Consider the following 14,981-nt stretch of genomic DNA (forward strand, 5'->3'; position numbering starts at 1 on the left):
CGAAATATTACTGCCTAGGCAGCGAATGTCAAATAAATAGTTAGGTTGCTTGGTAATCAGGCGCTGAATGCACCCCAAAAAAATGGTGGGAGCTGGCAAGCCAGCTCCCACCATTTGATGTGCCTTTAACCGTCAGAAATCCCGCTTGTAGAAGATATCCAATGAACTGGCCACGCCGCTGGCCACTTCCAGGTACACCCTCTTGCTCAACAGGTAACGCAAGGCAATGGTGCTGGCCGGCTCGAACACCCCGACCCCGTAACGCAGGCTGAGTTTCTCGGTGATCTTGCCGCTGGCCACCACTGCCGTGTTGGTGCCGCTGCCCTGGGTGTCCAGCTCAAAGTCCTGGATCCCCAGGTTCTTGGCAATGTCCGAGGTCACGCCGGCACTGCCCATCAAGCCCAGGCCCAGTGCCGCTTGCGCCAGCATATTGTTGTCTTCGCCGGTGGTGCTCAACGGACGGCCCAGCACCAGGTAGGACAGCGCCTGCTCCTGGCTCATGGCCGGCTCCGAGAAGATCTGCGTGGTCGGCTGCTCGGCACTGCCACTCAGGCGGATACCGGCGATCACGTCGTTGGTCTTGCGGATGGCTTCGATATCCAGGTATGGCTGGTCCAGCGGCCCGGCGAACAGCAGGCGCGCACGCCGCACATCCAGCCTCTGGCCATAGGCGCGGTAGCGCCCGTCGTTGAGCCACAGCTCGCCACGGGTGTCCAGGTTATCGCCGATATGCACCTGGCCCTGGACCTTGGCGGTCAGGCCGAAACCGGCAAAGTTGAGCTGGTCCTCGCCCACGACCACGTTGATGTCCATGGCGATGGCCATCGGCGGCTTGCCCTCTTCGGTCTGGCTGCCGACGATCACCGTGTCATCCGAGACCTTGACCGTCGATGGCGGCAGTTCGCGCACAGTGATATCACCGCGCGGGATGTGCACATTGCCGGCAATCGCCAACTTGTCGTCCTTGAGCGTGATCTTCAAGTCAGGCGCCACTTCCAGTTCGGCGTAGGGCTCGACCGTGACCGGCAATTGCGAGCCTTGCAGGCTGAGGTCAACGGCCAGGGCCCGGCCCCAGTCGATCTGCCCCTTGAGGCTGCCCTGCCCGGCCTTGCCACTGCGCCAGCCGCCGTTGAGCTGCACGCTTTCGCCGGCGATCAGGGCCTGCACGTTCAGGCCTTCAAGGCTGATGGGCAGTTCGGGCCCGGAAATCTCGCCGGCGATCAGGTTGACGTTGCCGTTGACCTGCGGCGCCAACAAGCCGCCGGAGATGCGCCCGCTGCCATTGAGCTTGCCATTGAGTTTTTCCACCATCGGCACAAACGGCCGCGCTACCGCCAGGTCCAGGCCGGTAAGGCTGAAGTTGCCGGAGATCGGCTTGTTTTTCGCCAGCGGGTTGATCTGCGCCTGCAGCAGCAACTCGCCGAGCTTGCCACCGCGGAAATTCAGCTGGGTATCAATGCGCGTGGGGTTGAGCGTGGTGTCCAGTTTGAGGGTGTCGTAGGGGAAGTCCAGCCACTGGTCCTTGTCCTTGACCCGCAACGTGCCGCCACTGGCATCCACCGCGATCAGGCCTTTAGGGCCGCTGGCCGGCAGGTCGAGCTGGATATCGGCGTTGAGTTTGCCTTGCCAGGCGAAATCCTTGGGCAGCCACTGCGCCAGGCTGTCGATGGGGAACTGCTTGAGGTGATAACGCAGCTTGGGATCGGGCATCAGTCGCTGGTCTTCGCCACACAGGCTGGCGGGCCCGGAGACCCAGCAATGGGCAGCGAAGGTCAGCTTGCCATCGGCCATGCGCTCGATTTTCGCCGGGGCCTGCAGCTTCCAGTCCTGGCCCCCGGCCTGCACCTCGCCACTGGCCAGGCGCCCGCGCCAGTTACCCTTGTCGAGCGTGCCGTCCAGGGCCAGGGCCAGTTTGACCAGGGGGCCCATGAGGTCCAGTTGGACTTTCTGGTTTTTGATGTCGCCCTGGGCGCTGGCGGTCAAGGTACCGAGCTGGGTATCCCCGGCCTGGATGCCGGTGCCCTTGAGGTCGATCTTCGCCCGTTGTGCGTTATCAAGCGTGGCGTCCAGGGTGAGGGCTTGCAGGCGGTTATCTTCAAACACCAGTTGCTGGCCCTTGAGGTCGAGCTTGCCCTGGGGCGCCTTTAGAGTACCGGCCACATCGAGTCGACCATTGACCTGCCCACGCAACTGCGGCCACAGCTGGGCCAGGCGTGCGAGCTTGATGTCGATCTGCCCGGCCAGGCGCTGTTGCAGGCTGCCGCTGCCATTGATGCGGTTGTCACCCAGGCGGATATCCAGGTTGGCCAGGGTCCACTGCTCGCCCGCGCCTTCGGCCTTGGCGGCCAGCACCGCCGTTTGGCCGCGCAAGCGGCCCTTGAGGTCAAGGTCGGCGTTGAGCTTGAGTTGTTCGTTCTTGAACTCGCCCTTGCTGCGCAGCGGCCCGGCCAGGGTACCGGGCAATTCTGCGACCCAGTACGCCGGGTTCAACGCCGACAGGTCCAGCGCCGTATCCCAGGCGATGCCCTCGGCAAATTGCAGGTTCAAGTGCCCTTCGGCCTTGCCCTGGCCAGCGGTCAATTTCAGCTCGGGCAGGAACACTTGCTTGAGGTCGCCACTGAACGGCGTGATCAGGCTGAATTTGCCGGCCGGGCCATCGAGGTCGGCCTTGAGATTGCCCAGGTAGTTGCCGTCCTTGTAGGACACTTCACCGTTGAAGGTGCGTAGCACCACTTGCGGCTCGTCAATCAGCGGATACAGGCGATGCCAGGGGAAGTCCAGCCAGTCGATTTTTGCGTCTGCGCTGAAGCCCTGCTGCCAATCCAGTTGGGCGCTGAGCTTGAGGCTTTGCTTGTCCCCGGCATTCAGGTCCAGGCAGGCGAGCTGCGCGCCCTTGGCATCGACCCGGCCTTGCAGCAACAGGTCAACCGGGCCCTTTTCTGCGGGTAATACAGCCTTGCCCAGCAACTGATAGCCCTTGCCCAGGTCGCCCTTGGCAGTCAGGTCCAGTTGGTTGAGCTGCAAGGTGTCCGGCAAGTCGGCGGCAGGTTTGAAGCCATCGGCGGTGATTCGCAACTGTGCTGGCAGGTTCTCGACCAGGGGTTGCAGCTCGCCGCTAAGTTTGGCCGGCAGGTAGCCCGTGCTGTCGGCGTCGAGCTTGAGGGTCTTGAGCAGATCACCGGTCACGTTCAGCGCCACCGTCCACGGCGCGCCGCCCGGGGCATAGGGCAGGCTCAGGTTGCCAGTCGCGGTCAACGGCCAATCGCCCGCGGGGTGCAGTACACCGCTGAGATCCAGCACCAGGTCGTCGCGTTGCAGATGTACCGCGTCGATCTGCATGCCCTCGGCGGTCCAGTGCGCGGCCAGTTGCAGGCCCTTGAGTTCTTCGCTGCCGTTGAACAGCAGGCTGCCGACGCGCACGTCGCCCAGTTCGATCGCCACGGGCAGGTTCAAGTCCGGCAGGGTAATCGGGCCGCTGCTGTCTTCGGTGCTGGGTGGCAATTGCAGGCTGACCTGCTCCACGTCCAGTTGCCGGATGCACAGGGTCATGCGCAGCAGGCACGCCGGCGACCAGTCGAATTTGGGGGCATTGAGCTCTACGCGGCTGCTGTCTTGTTGCCACAGCACCTGGTCGGCGCTCCATTGCCCACCCAAACGGCCCTGGAAGTTTTCCACGCTCAACCCCGGGACTTGACCGAGGGCCCAGCGACTGCCGACTTGCGTACCCAGTACGCTCCACACCGCCAGCGGCACCAAGGCAACGACCGCTGCCACACTCAGACCCGCTATTTTCAAACCACGCTTCACAGCTCAGGCCCCATGGAAAAGTGCAAACGAATGCCGCCCGGATCTTCCAGGGCATGGGCCAGGTCAAGACGAATCGGGCCGACCGGAGACACCCAGCGCACGCCGACGCCGACCCCGGTTTTCAGGCTTGGCAACTCAAGGGTGTTAAAGGAGTTGCCCTGATCGACAAAGGTCGCGATCCGCCACTTTTCGGCGATGGAATATTGATACTCGGCGCTCAAGGCCACCATGTAGCGGCCACCGATACGGTCGCCCTTGTTGTTTTCCGGGGACAGGGTCTGGTACTCGTAGCCACGCACACTTTGGTCGCCACCGGCAAAAAAGCGCAGGGACGGCGGCACCGACTTGTAGCCGTTGGTGGCGCTGCCGCCAAACTGCGCGCGGCCGAGGAAACGGTGCTTGTCCCACACGGTGGTCAAGCCCTTGATCATCGCAGTGCCGTACAGCAGGTTGGTGTCAGAGCCCAGCCCTTCCTTGGCCACTTTGGTATCGAACTGCAGGCGATAGCCATTATGCGGGTCGATGCGGTTATCGCTGCGCAGGTAGGAATAGCTGATACCGGGCATCAGCAAATTGCTCAAGCCGGAGTCGTCCCCCAGGCGATATTCTTCGCGCTGCCATTTGAGCGAGATCACCCGTGTCCAGCCGCTGGGCAATTTGCTGTGCCATTCCGGGCCGAGGGTGAGCAGCTTGCTGAGGGTGTCGGTATTGGCCAGCTCTTCATTCTGATAGCCGCCGGCAAAACGCAGCTTGTCGGTGAGCGGCGGATCAAGGGGAATGTCGTACCACAGGCCGACGTTCTGCCGGGGCGCCGACAACTCGGCCTCCCAGCCATAGCTGTGCCCCTGGGGGTTGACCCAGTGCCGTGTCCAGTTGGCCTTGCCACGCGGGCCGACGTCAGTGGAAAAACCCAGGCCCAGGCCCATGGTCCGCGGTTTACGGGTTTCCAGTTGGACCGCCACCGGGATCACATCATTGGCCGCCGCTGCCGGGGCGGCATCCACGCGCACGCCCTCGAAATAGCCGCTCGATTGCAGGGCCTGGTTCAGTTCAGCGATCAGTTCGGAATCGTAGGGCGCGCCACTCTTGAACGGCACCATGCGTTGCAACAGCTCTTCATCAAAGGGGGTATCGCCGGCAAAGTTGACCTTGCCGAGGGTGTAGCGCGGGCCGCTGTCGTAGACCAGTTCGATATCGGCCACGCCCGCCTGGGGGTCGACGGACAGTGTCTGACGAGTGAAGCGGCCACTGAAATAGCCGAAGCGCGAGGCCTGGTTCTGGATGAGGCGCTTGGCGTCTTCGTAATGGCCATGGTTGAGTACGGCGCCGGACTTGAGGTCTTTGCTGTCGGGCACACGGAAGGATTTGAGCTCGGCCGCCGGGCCGTCGACGCGAATCGTGACATTGCGTAAATGCACCGGTTCGCCGGGGTCGATGCTGAGGATCAGGCGCGGATTCTTGCCGGGCTTTACCTCACTGGCAATCTGCGGCTGATAAAAGCCCAGTGCCTGGGCGGCCTTGCGCGCCTGCTCCTCGGCGCCGCGACTGAAGCGCTGCAAGGCCTCTTCGTCACGCTCGCCAACCCCGCCGATATAGCCTTCGATATTGGCCTTCAGCGCATCGTTTGAAGGCTTGACCCGCACGTCCAGTTCGCTTTGTGCCAAGGCGCCGCAGCTTGTGAACAGCAGAATCAAGCCGCTGGTAATTTTATTTGGAAACTTCATAGGCGCGGATGCTACACGAGCTGAGGAGCACCTTAGAACCTGGAATTGTCTGAATAATTCTGGGTTAAGGCGTTGCAGGTTGTAACACCTGGGGATTCGGGTGAAAAAACACATGCTCCAGAATGGGTCCTACAGCCACCTCTGCCACTTCGGCATAGCCCTGGCGTTTGTAGAACTCCAGGTACAGCGGATTGCCGGTGTCCAGCACCACCCCTTGTGAATGCGGGTCTTCGGCGCACCAGTTATGCACGGCTTCCAACAGTTGCTCGCCGTAATGCTTGCCCTGGAATTGCGGGTGGACCCCCAGCAGCGGCAGCACATGCACCGACTCCGATGGCAAGCACGCCAGCACCGCCTGATGGTATTCGAGGTAGCGCCGGGTGCACCTGAAACCGGTGCTCAGCCACATGCGCAATTGCCAGGCCCAGCTTTCCGTGATGCCCAGGCGCCGTTGCGGCGGGGCAATCAGGGCGATGCCGATCAGGCGGTCATTGACCAACAGGCCGATGGCCGGCAGTTCCTGGAGAAAGTGTTGCTTGACCAGCTCGCGCACCGTCGCGCGGACCCGCTGCTCGTACCCTGAGCGTTCAGCTTCGAACAGATAGGCAAAGGTCGGCTCATGCCGATAGGCGTGGTACAGCAACGAGCGCGCTTCGCGGGAATAGCCGCTATCGAGCAGGTGCACCTGGGCAACGGCGGTCGAGGTGTCGGGCATCAGTCGTATCTCCCCTGGGCGCCACTCAAAAAGGTCGCGCTCTTATTGTTACGAGCCCGGGGCAACGGAGTCGTTCCCTGCCATTGGCTCCCTGAGAGACATTAGCAGCGCATCAGTCCTACCGCCACGCTGGCCCCCGTCCGACTTGTCGGCTAGCATCGCCCTTTTGCCAGACTGGACTGCCGACCATGAAAATCGTCTCTTTTAATATCAACGGGCTGCGCGCCCGGCCTCATCAGTTGGCGGCCCTGATCGACAAACATCAACCCGACGTGATCGGCCTGCAGGAAACCAAAGTCCACGACGAGCAGTTCCCGCTGGCCGAAGTCCAGGCCCTGGGCTATCACGTGTACTACCACGGGCAGAAAGGCCACTACGGCGTCGCCCTGCTCTCGCGCCAGGAACCGCTGGCCCTGCACAAGGGTTTTGCCAGCGACGAAGAGGATGCCCAGCGCCGCTTTATCTGGGGCACCTTCGCCGATGAACACGGCAACCCGATCACCATCATGAATGGCTATTTCCCACAGGGCGAAAGCCGCGACCACCCGACCAAGTTCCCGGCCAAGCAGCGCTTTTACGAAGATCTGCAACACCTGCTGGAGAGCCAGTTCAGCAATGACCAGGCATTGGTGGTGATGGGCGACGTGAATATTTCCCCCGAGGATTGCGACATCGGCATCGGTGCCGACAATGCCAAGCGCTGGCTGAAGACCGGCAAATGCAGCTTCCTGCCGGAAGAACGCGAGTGGATGGCGCGCCTGAAGAACTGGGGCCTGACCGACAGCTTCCGTCACCTCAACCCGGACGTGGCGGATCGCTTCAGCTGGTTCGATTACCGCAGCCGCGGCTTTGAAGACGAACCCAAGCGTGGCCTGCGGATCGACCTGATCATGGCCTCCAACGGCCTGTTGCCACGAGTCAAGGATGCGGGTGTGGACTATGAGTTGCGCGGCCTGGAAAAACCCTCGGACCATGCGCCGATCTGGCTGGAACTGAGCTGATCTTTGCGACCACACCATAAAATGTAGGAGCTGGCTTGCCTGCGATGGCGCTGGGGCAGTCGATAGATATGTTGACTGACACACCGCCTTCGCAGGTAAGCCTGCTCGCACATTTGGACCGGCTGGGTGTCAGTCATATTTTGGCAACCTTACTGACTTAATCTGCCCGCACGTCCTTTGGCTTGAGAAGGTGCCGGCATGATGCTGCGCGTTCTGTACCTGCTGACACTTTGCAGCGTTTTTCCTCTTACAGTTTCTGCAACGCCCCTGCCCTTTCCCGAACACGGCCCGGCCTTGCGCATCCAGGGCTCCAACACCATTGGCGCGGCGTTGGGCCCGGCGCTGGTCAGGGGTTTGCTGGAGCAACAGGGTCTCAAGGCTGTACACAGCGAAACACCCGCCCGCCCCAACGAAGAGCGCCTCGTCGGCACCAGCCCCCAAGGCAAGCGGGTACTGGTCGAGATCGCCGCCCATGGTTCCAGCACCGGCTTTGCCGCGCTGAAACAGGCCGCGGCCGACCTGGCGGCCGCGTCACGCCCGATCAAGGACCGCGAACTGGTGGACCTCGAGCCCCTGGGTGACCTGAAAAGCCCCGGTGCCGAGCAGGTGATCGCGATTGATGGCCTGGCAATCATCCTGCACCCACGCAACCCGCTGCAGGTGTTGACTACCGAACAACTGGCGAGGATTTTCAGCGGCGAGATCAGCACCTGGGAGGCCTTGGGCGGCAGCGGCGGGAAGATCCGCCTGTATGCTCGCGATGATCAATCCGGCACCTACGACACCTTCAAGGAGCTGGTGCTCAGCCGTCGCGGTAAAACCCTCGACAGCAAGGCTCAGCGCTTTGAGTCGAGCGAACAATTGTCCGATGCAGTCAGCCAGGACCCTCAGGGGATAGGTTTTATCGGCCTGCCCTATGTGCGTCAGGCCAAGGCGGTGGCCATCAGCGATGGCGACTCCCAAGCCATGTTACCGCAGAGCAGCCTGATCGCCACCGAAGACTACCCGCTGTCGCGCCGCTTGTTTTTCTATCTGCCGCCCAACAACAGCAATCCCTGGGCCGAGGCTCTGGTGGACTTTACCCAGAGCGCCCAAGGCCAGGCCATCGTGGCGGCCAATGGCTTTATCGCCCAGCAGGTCCAGGCCATCACCGTGCAGACTCGGGCGCCGATGCCAGCCGACTACCAGGCCATTGCCCGCGAGGCGCAACGCCTGACGGTGAATTTTCGCTTCGAAGAAGGCAGCGCCAGCCTGGACAACAAGGCGCGCCAGGACCTCGCCCGCGTGGTGGCTTATATAGATAGCCACGATAAACGGGACAAGCGCGTCACGCTGGTGGGGTTTGGTGACGCCAAGGATGATCCGCAGCGCGCCGACCTGCTGTCCAAGCTGCGGGCAATGGCGGTACGCCGGGAGCTGGTCAAAAGTGGTGTGGTGTTGCGCGATATTCGCGGCTTCGGCGCCGAGATGCCGGTAGCGGCGAATACCGTGGATGAGGGGCGAATCAAGAATCGCCGGGTGGAGGTATGGGTTTATTGAAACCTGAAGATGGGTGTGGATTGGCCCACCGCAATCGCGGGCAAACCCGCTCCCACACTGACCGCGTGCGATCACAATGTGGGGGCGGGCTTGCCCGCGATACCGGCGACTCGGTCCTACTGGCCGCTGCGCATCAGTTCTTTAGGCACATATTTGCCAATCTCGAACTTGCCAATCGCCGCCCGGTGCACTTCATCCGGGCCGTCGGCCAGGCGCAAGGTGCGTTGCATGGCGTACATGTAGGCCAACGGGAAGTCATTGGAGACCCCGGCACCGCCATGGATCTGGATCGCCCGGTCAATCACCTTCAGAGCCACATTCGGCGCCACGACCTTGATCTGGGCGATTTCACTTTTCGCCACTTTGTTGCCGACCGTATCCATCATGTAGGCGGCCTTTAACGTCAGCAGGCGTGCCATGTCGATTTCCATCCGCGAGTCGGCGATTTTGTCGATATTGCCACCCAGGCGCGCCAGCGGTTTGCCAAAGGCGGTGCGGCTGACCGAACGCTTGCACATCAACTCCAGGGCCCGTTCAGCCATGCCAATCGAGCGCATGCAGTGATGGATACGGCCCGGGCCAAGGCGCCCCTGGGCAATTTCAAAGCCGCGGCCTTCACCCAGCAGGACGTTTTCGTACGGCACACGCACGTTGTCAAACAGGACTTCGGCATGCCCATGGGGCGCGTCGTCGTAGCCGAACACCGGCAGCGGCCGGACGATTTTCACCCCGGGCGCATCCACCGGTACCAGGATCATCGAGTGCTGCTGGTGGCGCGGCGCATCCGGGTTGCTCAGGCCCATGAAGATCAGGATCTTGCAGCGCGGGTCGCACGCGCCGGAGGTCCACCACTTCTTACCGTTGATCACCCACTCGTCACCCTGGCGCTCGGCGCGGGCGGCCATGTTGGTGGCGTCGGAAGACGCCACATCGGGTTCGGTCATGGCGAACGCCGAGCGGATCTCGCCACGCAGCAGGGGCTCCAGCCAGCGTTGTTTCTGCCCTTCGTTGGCGTAGCGCACCAGCACTTCCATATTGCCGGTGTCGGGCGCCGAGCAATTGAACGGCTCCGGCCCCAGCAGGGAGCGGCCCATGATTTCGGCGAGCGGCGCGTATTCCAGGTTGGTCAGGCCAGCGCCCAGTTCGGATTCCGGCAGGAACAGGTTCCACAGGCCTTCGGCCTTAGCCTTGGCCTTGAGCTCTTCCATAATCGCAGTGGGCTGCCAGCGGTCACCTTCGCTGACCTGGCGTTCAAACACTGGCTCGGCAGGGTAAACGTAAGCATCCATAAACGCGGTGACGCGTTCACGCAGTTCCTGAACCTTGGGCGAATAGGCAAAATCCATGAGCAGCTCCCTTCTTGGAGAGGTTGTTTAGGTCATGCAAACGATGCTAGAACAGCGCTGATAATTTACCTAGCCTATTCTCGGCGTGTATTAACATTCATCACCGATATATGATCGGCGTATGAAAACCTAACAAGAAGAGCGCAACGAAATGAATCTGAGCAAGGTCGACCTCAATCTTTTCATCGTCTTTGACGCGATCTACACCGAAGCCAACCTGACCCGTGCCGGACAGATCGTGGGCATCACCCAGCCGGCCGTATCCAACGCCCTGGCACGCCTGCGCGAGACCTTCAACGACCCGCTCTTCGTGCGGACCGCCCAGGGCATGGTGCCGACCCCCATGGCCCAGAACATCATTGGCCCGGTGCGCAATGCCCTGTCGTTGCTGCGGGTGTCGGTGCAAGAGAGCCGGATCTTCAACCCGTTGCAAGCGGCCAAGACCTACCGCATCAGCATGACCGACCTCACTGAAGCGGTGATCCTGCCGCCACTGTTCCAGCGCCTGCGCCGCCTGGCGCCCACGGTGATCATTGAGAGTTTCCTGTCCAAACGTCGGGAAACCACCAAGGAACTGGCCGCCGGACGCCTGGATTTCGCAGTGGACGCGCCGCTCAACACCGACCCGCAAGTGCGCCACGTCAAGCTGATGGAAGACCGCTACGTGTGTGCCATGCGCAAGGGCCACCCGATGGCGGGCAAGGAAAAGTTCAGCCTCGATGACTACCTGTCGCTGACCCATATCCATATTTCCAGCCGGCGCAATGGCCTGGGCCACGTCGACCTGGCCCTCGGCAAAATGGGGATCCAGCGCAAGATCGCCCTGCGCTCCCAGCATTACCTGATGGCTTCCCAGGTGTTGCAGCAGACCGATATGGTAATGACCGTGCCCGAGCGCTTTGCACGGCGTAACGAGCTGCACTCGTTCAACCTGCCGGTCAATGATGTGCCGCCGGTGGAAACCCACCTGTACTGGCATGAAAGCACCGACCAGGACCCCGCCAACCGCTGGATGCGCGAGCAGATGATCGAGTTGTGCCAGCAGGTTACGGCGCGTGAGAAGAAGTTGGATAACGCGTAGGCGGTGATTTGCTTGACGTTTACGTCAAGCAGCCATTAGCGTAGCGCCAAGACCCTCCTTGAGCGCCACCATGAGCACGACCTACAGCATCTCCGACCTGGCCCGCGAGTTGGACATCACCACCCGGGCCATTCGTTTCTATGAAGAACAGGGCCTGCTGCGCCCCGAGCGCCGCGGCCAGGAGCGTATCTATTCGCCCCGGGACAAAGTCAGCCTGAAGCTGATCCTGCGGGGCAAGCGCATCGGTTTTTCCCTGGCCGAATGCCGCGAACTGATCGAACTCTACGACCCCAGCAGCGGCAATCAAAAGCAATTGCACAGCATGCTGGCAAAAATCAGCGAACGCCGTGAGCAGTTGGAACAGCAGTTGCTGGACATCGAGCAGATGAAACTGGAACTGGACACCGCCGAAGAACGTTGCACCCAGGCCCTGGAACAGACGATCCAGAGCCAGGTCGGCCAACCCCAATAAAAAGGTAGATCCCATGTCTCTCCCCTCTCAGGTGCGCCTGATCGAAGTCGGCCCGCGCGACGGTCTGCAAAACGAAGCCCAGCCCATCAGCGTGGCCGACAAGGTGCAACTGGTCGACGCCCTCAGCGCGGCGGGCCTGGGCTATATCGAAGTCGGCAGTTTTGTCTCGCCCAAGTGGGTACCGCAGATGGCCGGCTCGGCCGAAGTGTTTGCGCAGATCCAGCGCAAGCCGGGCGTGATCTATGGCGCGTTGGCGCCTAACCTGCGGGGCTTCGAGGACGCGCTGGCGGCCGGGGTCAAGGAGGTCGCAGTATTTGCAGCGGCGTCCGAGGCGTTTTCCCAGCGCAATATCAACTGCTCCATCAGCGAGAGCCTGGAGCGCTTTGCGCCCATCATGGCGGCGGCACAACAGCACGGCGTGAGTGTGCGCGGCTATGTGTCCTGTGTCTTGGGTTGCCCGTATGAAGGTCAGGTTGCCCCGGAGCAAGTCGCTGCGGTGGCCCGCGAGCTGTATTCCATGGGCTGCTATGAAGTGTCCCTGGGCGACACCATCGGCACCGGCACCGCAGGCGCTACGCGGCGCATGTTCGAGGTAGTGGGCAAGGACGTGCCACGGGCAAAGCTCGCCGGACACTTCCATGACACCTACGGCCAGGCCATCGCCAATGTCTACGCCAGCCTGCTGGAGGGTATCCAGGTGTTCGACAGCTCTATCGCAGGCCTTGGCGGCTGCCCCTATGCCAAGGGCGCCAGCGGTAACGTGGCCACCGAGGACGTGCTGTACCTGCTCGACGGCCTGGGCATCGAAACCGGTATCGACATGGACAAGTTGATTGTGGCGGGCCAGCAGATCTGTACGGTCCTGGGCCGCCCCACCGGCTCACGCGTGGCCAAGGCCCGTAGTGCCCGTTGAGTAGCGCGCCTGCTCCGATGTGTTACCTCGCGGCTACACATCGGGTAACACGGGAACATATTTTGTCGCATTCTCTGAAGTAAATTTCCTACTAAAAAATCAAACCATTGATTTTAAAGGGCTTTTAAAAGTTGGCACGGCTTCTGCTATCTCTATGGCATAACAAGAATAAAAAGCACCAAACCTAATAAAAATAAGACGTAACGACTCTGACATAACAAAAACAACACGGCAGAGACGCAGCTAACAGATTTTTTTGGAGAAGATGTGCTTCGCAGGGTACGGCGCAAGCCGCCACTCGCAACCGGGCAGAGAACAATAAAACTACCTCAAGGTAGCTACCCACTGGTTGGATCGCGTGCGAAGAAGCAGATCAGCGCTCAAAAAAATACGTTTGCTCTTGACCCCGGATGGGGGTCGCCAAAAACAGCGGTAAAGGGCCACGGTTGCCAAAAACAACAATAGACCGCCCCTCAATAATAAAAAAAGAGCACGTAACAACAAATTAAAGGGGAGCTTCGGCTCCCCTTTGTGCTGTCTGGGTGAAAACCATTGCGCGGTACATGCAAAGGCAAATGTGGGAGCGGGCTTGCCCGCGATAGCGGTGGGTCAGCTGATGAATAGTTGACTGACACTCCGCCATCGCGGGCAAGCCCGCTCCCACATTTTTGATCGGCGCCAGATCTCAGTCTTCGCTACGCAGTTGCTCGATGGTGATCTCACGCATGCGAAACTTCTGAATCTTCCCCGTCACGGTCATCGGAAATTCTTCGACAAAGCGGAAATGCTTCGGCGTCTTGAAGTGTGCAATGCGCCCCTTGCACCAGGTTTGCAGTTCCAGCTCGTTGGCCACGTGCCCGGGGTGAAACTTGATCCAGGCCACGATCTCTTCGCCATAACGCTCATCGGGAATGCCGATGATCTGTACATCCGCCACCGCCGGGTGGGTGAAGAAGAACTCCTCCAACTCCCGTGGGTACACGTTCTCGCCACCGCGAATGATCATGTCCTTGTTGCGCCCGGCGATGCACACATAACCCTGCTCATCCATGGTCGCCAGGTCGCCGGTGTGCATCCAGCCGGCGTCGTCGATGGCTTCGCGGGTGCCTTCGGGGTTGTTCCAGTAGCCGAGCATCACGCTGTAGCCTCGGGTGCACAACTCGCCAATCTGCCCACGCGGCACGGTGTTACCGGCCTCGTCGATGATTTTGCTTTCCAGTTGCGGCTGGGTCCGCCCGACCGTGGTCACGCGCCGCTCCAGATCGTCATCCGCGCCGGTCTGCAGGGAAACGGGACTGGTCTCGGTCATGCCGTAGGCAATCTGCACCTCGCTCATATGCAAGTCGCTGATGACCCGGCGCATCACCTCTATCGGGCAGGTGGAGCCGGCCATGATCCCGGTGCGCAGACTCGACAGATCGAACGTGCTGCGTTGCGGATGATCGAGCACCGCAATAAACATCGTGGGTACGCCGTACAGGCCGGTGGCGCGCTCTTCGGCCACGGCGGTCAGGGTCAGCAGTGGGTCGAAGCCGTCATTGGGATAGATCATCGTGGTGCCATGGGTGATGCAGCCCAGGTTACCCATGACCATGCCAAAGCAATGATAGAGCGGCACCGGGATCACCAGGCGATCCTGCGCGGTCAGGCCCAGGCTTTCGCCAACCATGTAACCGTTATTGAGGATGTTGTGGTGACTGAGGGTGGCGCCCTTGGGGAAGCCCGTGGTGCCGGAGGTGTACTGGATATTGACGGCTTGATCGAAGTGCAGGCTGGCTTCGCGGTGCTGCAATTGTTCCGGGGGTGTCCCCGTCCCCAGGGCCGACAATTGCGACCAGGGCATGAACCCCGAGGGCGGTCGCGCATCCAGGCTGATCACCCCGCGCAGTTCCGGCAATAGATCACAGTGCAACTGGCCAATGCCCTGCTCCGCCAGTTCCGGCACCAGCGCCTGCAGCATGCCGTGGTAGTCGGAGGACTTGAACGAACCGGCACAGATCAACCACTGGCAACCCGACTGCTTGAGCACGTATTCCAGCTCGCTGCTGCGGTAGGCCGGGTTGACGTTGACCAGAATCACCCCGAGCTTGGCGCTGGCCACCTGGCTGATGCACCACTCGGCACAGTTCGGCGCCCAGATGCCGAGGCGATCCCCGGCCTGCAACCCCAGCGCCAGCAGCCCGCGTGCATGCAGGTCCACGGCTCCGGCCAGCTGCCGCCAGGTGTAGCGCAGCTGCTGATGGCGCACCACCAGGGCCTCGCCCTCCGGGTACTGCGCCACCGTGCGGTCAAATGCCTGGCCGATGGTCATGGCCAGCAAGGCCTTGTCCTGTGGGCCACGGCTGTAGCTCTGATTCGGTTGATCCATGACGACCCCTATTGT

General features: G+C 61.4%; 10 protein-coding genes. 5 read left to right on the forward strand and 5 right to left on the reverse strand.

Features of this window, described 5'->3' with window-relative positions:
* Positions 1–132: 132 nt before the first annotated feature.
* From JFT44_RS18955 to JFT44_RS18965, 3 genes are all read right to left on the reverse strand, one after another.
* Entirely contained in the window at positions 133–3,807 is a 3,675-nt protein-coding gene (locus JFT44_RS18955; protein ID WP_198831031.1) for a translocation/assembly module TamB domain-containing protein, read from the reverse strand.
* Positions 3,804–5,531: an autotransporter assembly complex family protein gene (locus tag JFT44_RS18960; RefSeq protein ID WP_057441574.1), complete on the reverse strand. Its 1,728-nt coding sequence runs from the start codon at positions 5,529–5,531 to the stop codon at positions 3,804–3,806. Before JFT44_RS18960 ends, JFT44_RS18955 begins: the two co-directional genes overlap by 4 nt.
* Before the next feature lie 64 nt (positions 5,532–5,595).
* The gene (locus tag JFT44_RS18965) at positions 5,596–6,246 is read right to left on the reverse strand and encodes a GNAT family N-acetyltransferase (RefSeq protein WP_057441572.1); all 651 of its coding nucleotides are present in this window, start codon (positions 6,244–6,246) and stop codon (positions 5,596–5,598) included.
* Between the two features lie 188 nt (positions 6,247–6,434).
* Here JFT44_RS18965 and xthA point away from each other — a divergent pair, with 188 nt between their 5' ends.
* Together xthA and JFT44_RS18975 are read left to right on the forward strand one after the other, a co-directional pair.
* Positions 6,435–7,247: an exodeoxyribonuclease III gene (gene xthA / locus JFT44_RS18970; protein ID WP_057441571.1), complete on the forward strand. Its 813-nt coding sequence runs from the start codon at positions 6,435–6,437 to the stop codon at positions 7,245–7,247.
* Positions 7,248–7,445: 198 nt separating this feature from the next.
* Positions 7,446–8,786 carry a phosphate ABC transporter substrate-binding/OmpA family protein gene (locus JFT44_RS18975; RefSeq protein ID WP_198799373.1) on the forward strand — a complete coding sequence of 447 codons (1,341 nt, stop codon included), beginning with the start codon at positions 7,446–7,448 and terminating at the stop codon, positions 8,784–8,786.
* A 116-nt stretch (positions 8,787–8,902) separates the two neighbouring features.
* On the opposite strand, the gene JFT44_RS18980 is transcribed toward JFT44_RS18975, so the two are convergent.
* Positions 8,903–10,132 (reverse strand): acyl-CoA dehydrogenase, encoded by a 1,230-nt coding sequence (locus JFT44_RS18980; protein WP_120733494.1) that lies wholly within the window; start codon positions 10,130–10,132, stop codon positions 8,903–8,905.
* A 151-nt stretch (positions 10,133–10,283) separates the two neighbouring features.
* Between JFT44_RS18980 and JFT44_RS18985 the strand changes: the two genes are divergently transcribed.
* The 3 genes from JFT44_RS18985 (at position 10,284) to JFT44_RS18995 (ending at position 12,598) form a co-directional block, all read left to right on the forward strand.
* Positions 10,284–11,213 carry a LysR family transcriptional regulator gene (locus JFT44_RS18985; RefSeq protein WP_057960036.1) on the forward strand — a complete coding sequence of 310 codons (930 nt, stop codon included), beginning with the start codon at positions 10,284–10,286 and terminating at the stop codon, positions 11,211–11,213.
* 70 nt (positions 11,214–11,283) lie between these two features.
* Positions 11,284–11,685: a MerR family DNA-binding transcriptional regulator gene (locus JFT44_RS18990; protein ID WP_057960037.1), complete on the forward strand. Its 402-nt coding sequence runs from the start codon at positions 11,284–11,286 to the stop codon at positions 11,683–11,685.
* A 13-nt stretch (positions 11,686–11,698) separates the two neighbouring features.
* Positions 11,699–12,598 carry a hydroxymethylglutaryl-CoA lyase gene (locus JFT44_RS18995; RefSeq protein WP_057441558.1) on the forward strand — a complete coding sequence of 300 codons (900 nt, stop codon included), beginning with the start codon at positions 11,699–11,701 and terminating at the stop codon, positions 12,596–12,598.
* Between the two features lie 685 nt (positions 12,599–13,283).
* Here the strand turns inward: JFT44_RS18995 and JFT44_RS19000 are convergent.
* Entirely contained in the window at positions 13,284–14,966 is a 1,683-nt protein-coding gene (locus JFT44_RS19000) for an AMP-binding protein (RefSeq protein ID WP_115128492.1), read from the reverse strand.
* Positions 14,967–14,981 lie beyond the last annotated feature (15 nt).

Source organism: Pseudomonas sp. MF5691 (assembly GCF_016405645.1).
Lineage (GTDB): Bacteria > Pseudomonadota > Gammaproteobacteria > Pseudomonadales > Pseudomonadaceae > Aquipseudomonas > Aquipseudomonas shahriarae.

Bases quoted from the DNA above. Each gene is read 5' to 3' on its own strand.
- JFT44_RS19000 (WP_115128492.1), bottom strand. From the start codon at position 14,966: ATGGATCAACCGAATCAGAGCTACAGCCGTGGCCCACAGGACAAGGCC.
- JFT44_RS18980 (WP_120733494.1), bottom strand. From the start codon at position 10,132: ATGGATTTTGCCTATTCGCCCAAGGTTCAGGAACTGCGTGAACGCGTC.
- JFT44_RS18990 (WP_057960037.1), top strand. From the start codon at position 11,284: ATGAGCACGACCTACAGCATCTCCGACCTGGCCCGCGAGTTGGACATC.
- xthA (WP_057441571.1), top strand. From the start codon at position 6,435: ATGAAAATCGTCTCTTTTAATATCAACGGGCTGCGCGCCCGGCCTCAT.
- JFT44_RS18965 (WP_057441572.1), bottom strand. From the start codon at position 6,246: ATGCCCGACACCTCGACCGCCGTTGCCCAGGTGCACCTGCTCGATAGC.
- JFT44_RS18985 (WP_057960036.1), top strand. From the start codon at position 10,284: ATGAATCTGAGCAAGGTCGACCTCAATCTTTTCATCGTCTTTGACGCG.
- JFT44_RS18995 (WP_057441558.1), top strand. From the start codon at position 11,699: ATGTCTCTCCCCTCTCAGGTGCGCCTGATCGAAGTCGGCCCGCGCGAC.
- JFT44_RS18975 (WP_198799373.1), top strand. From the start codon at position 7,446: ATGATGCTGCGCGTTCTGTACCTGCTGACACTTTGCAGCGTTTTTCCT.
- JFT44_RS18960 (WP_057441574.1), bottom strand. From the start codon at position 5,531: ATGAAGTTTCCAAATAAAATTACCAGCGGCTTGATTCTGCTGTTCACA.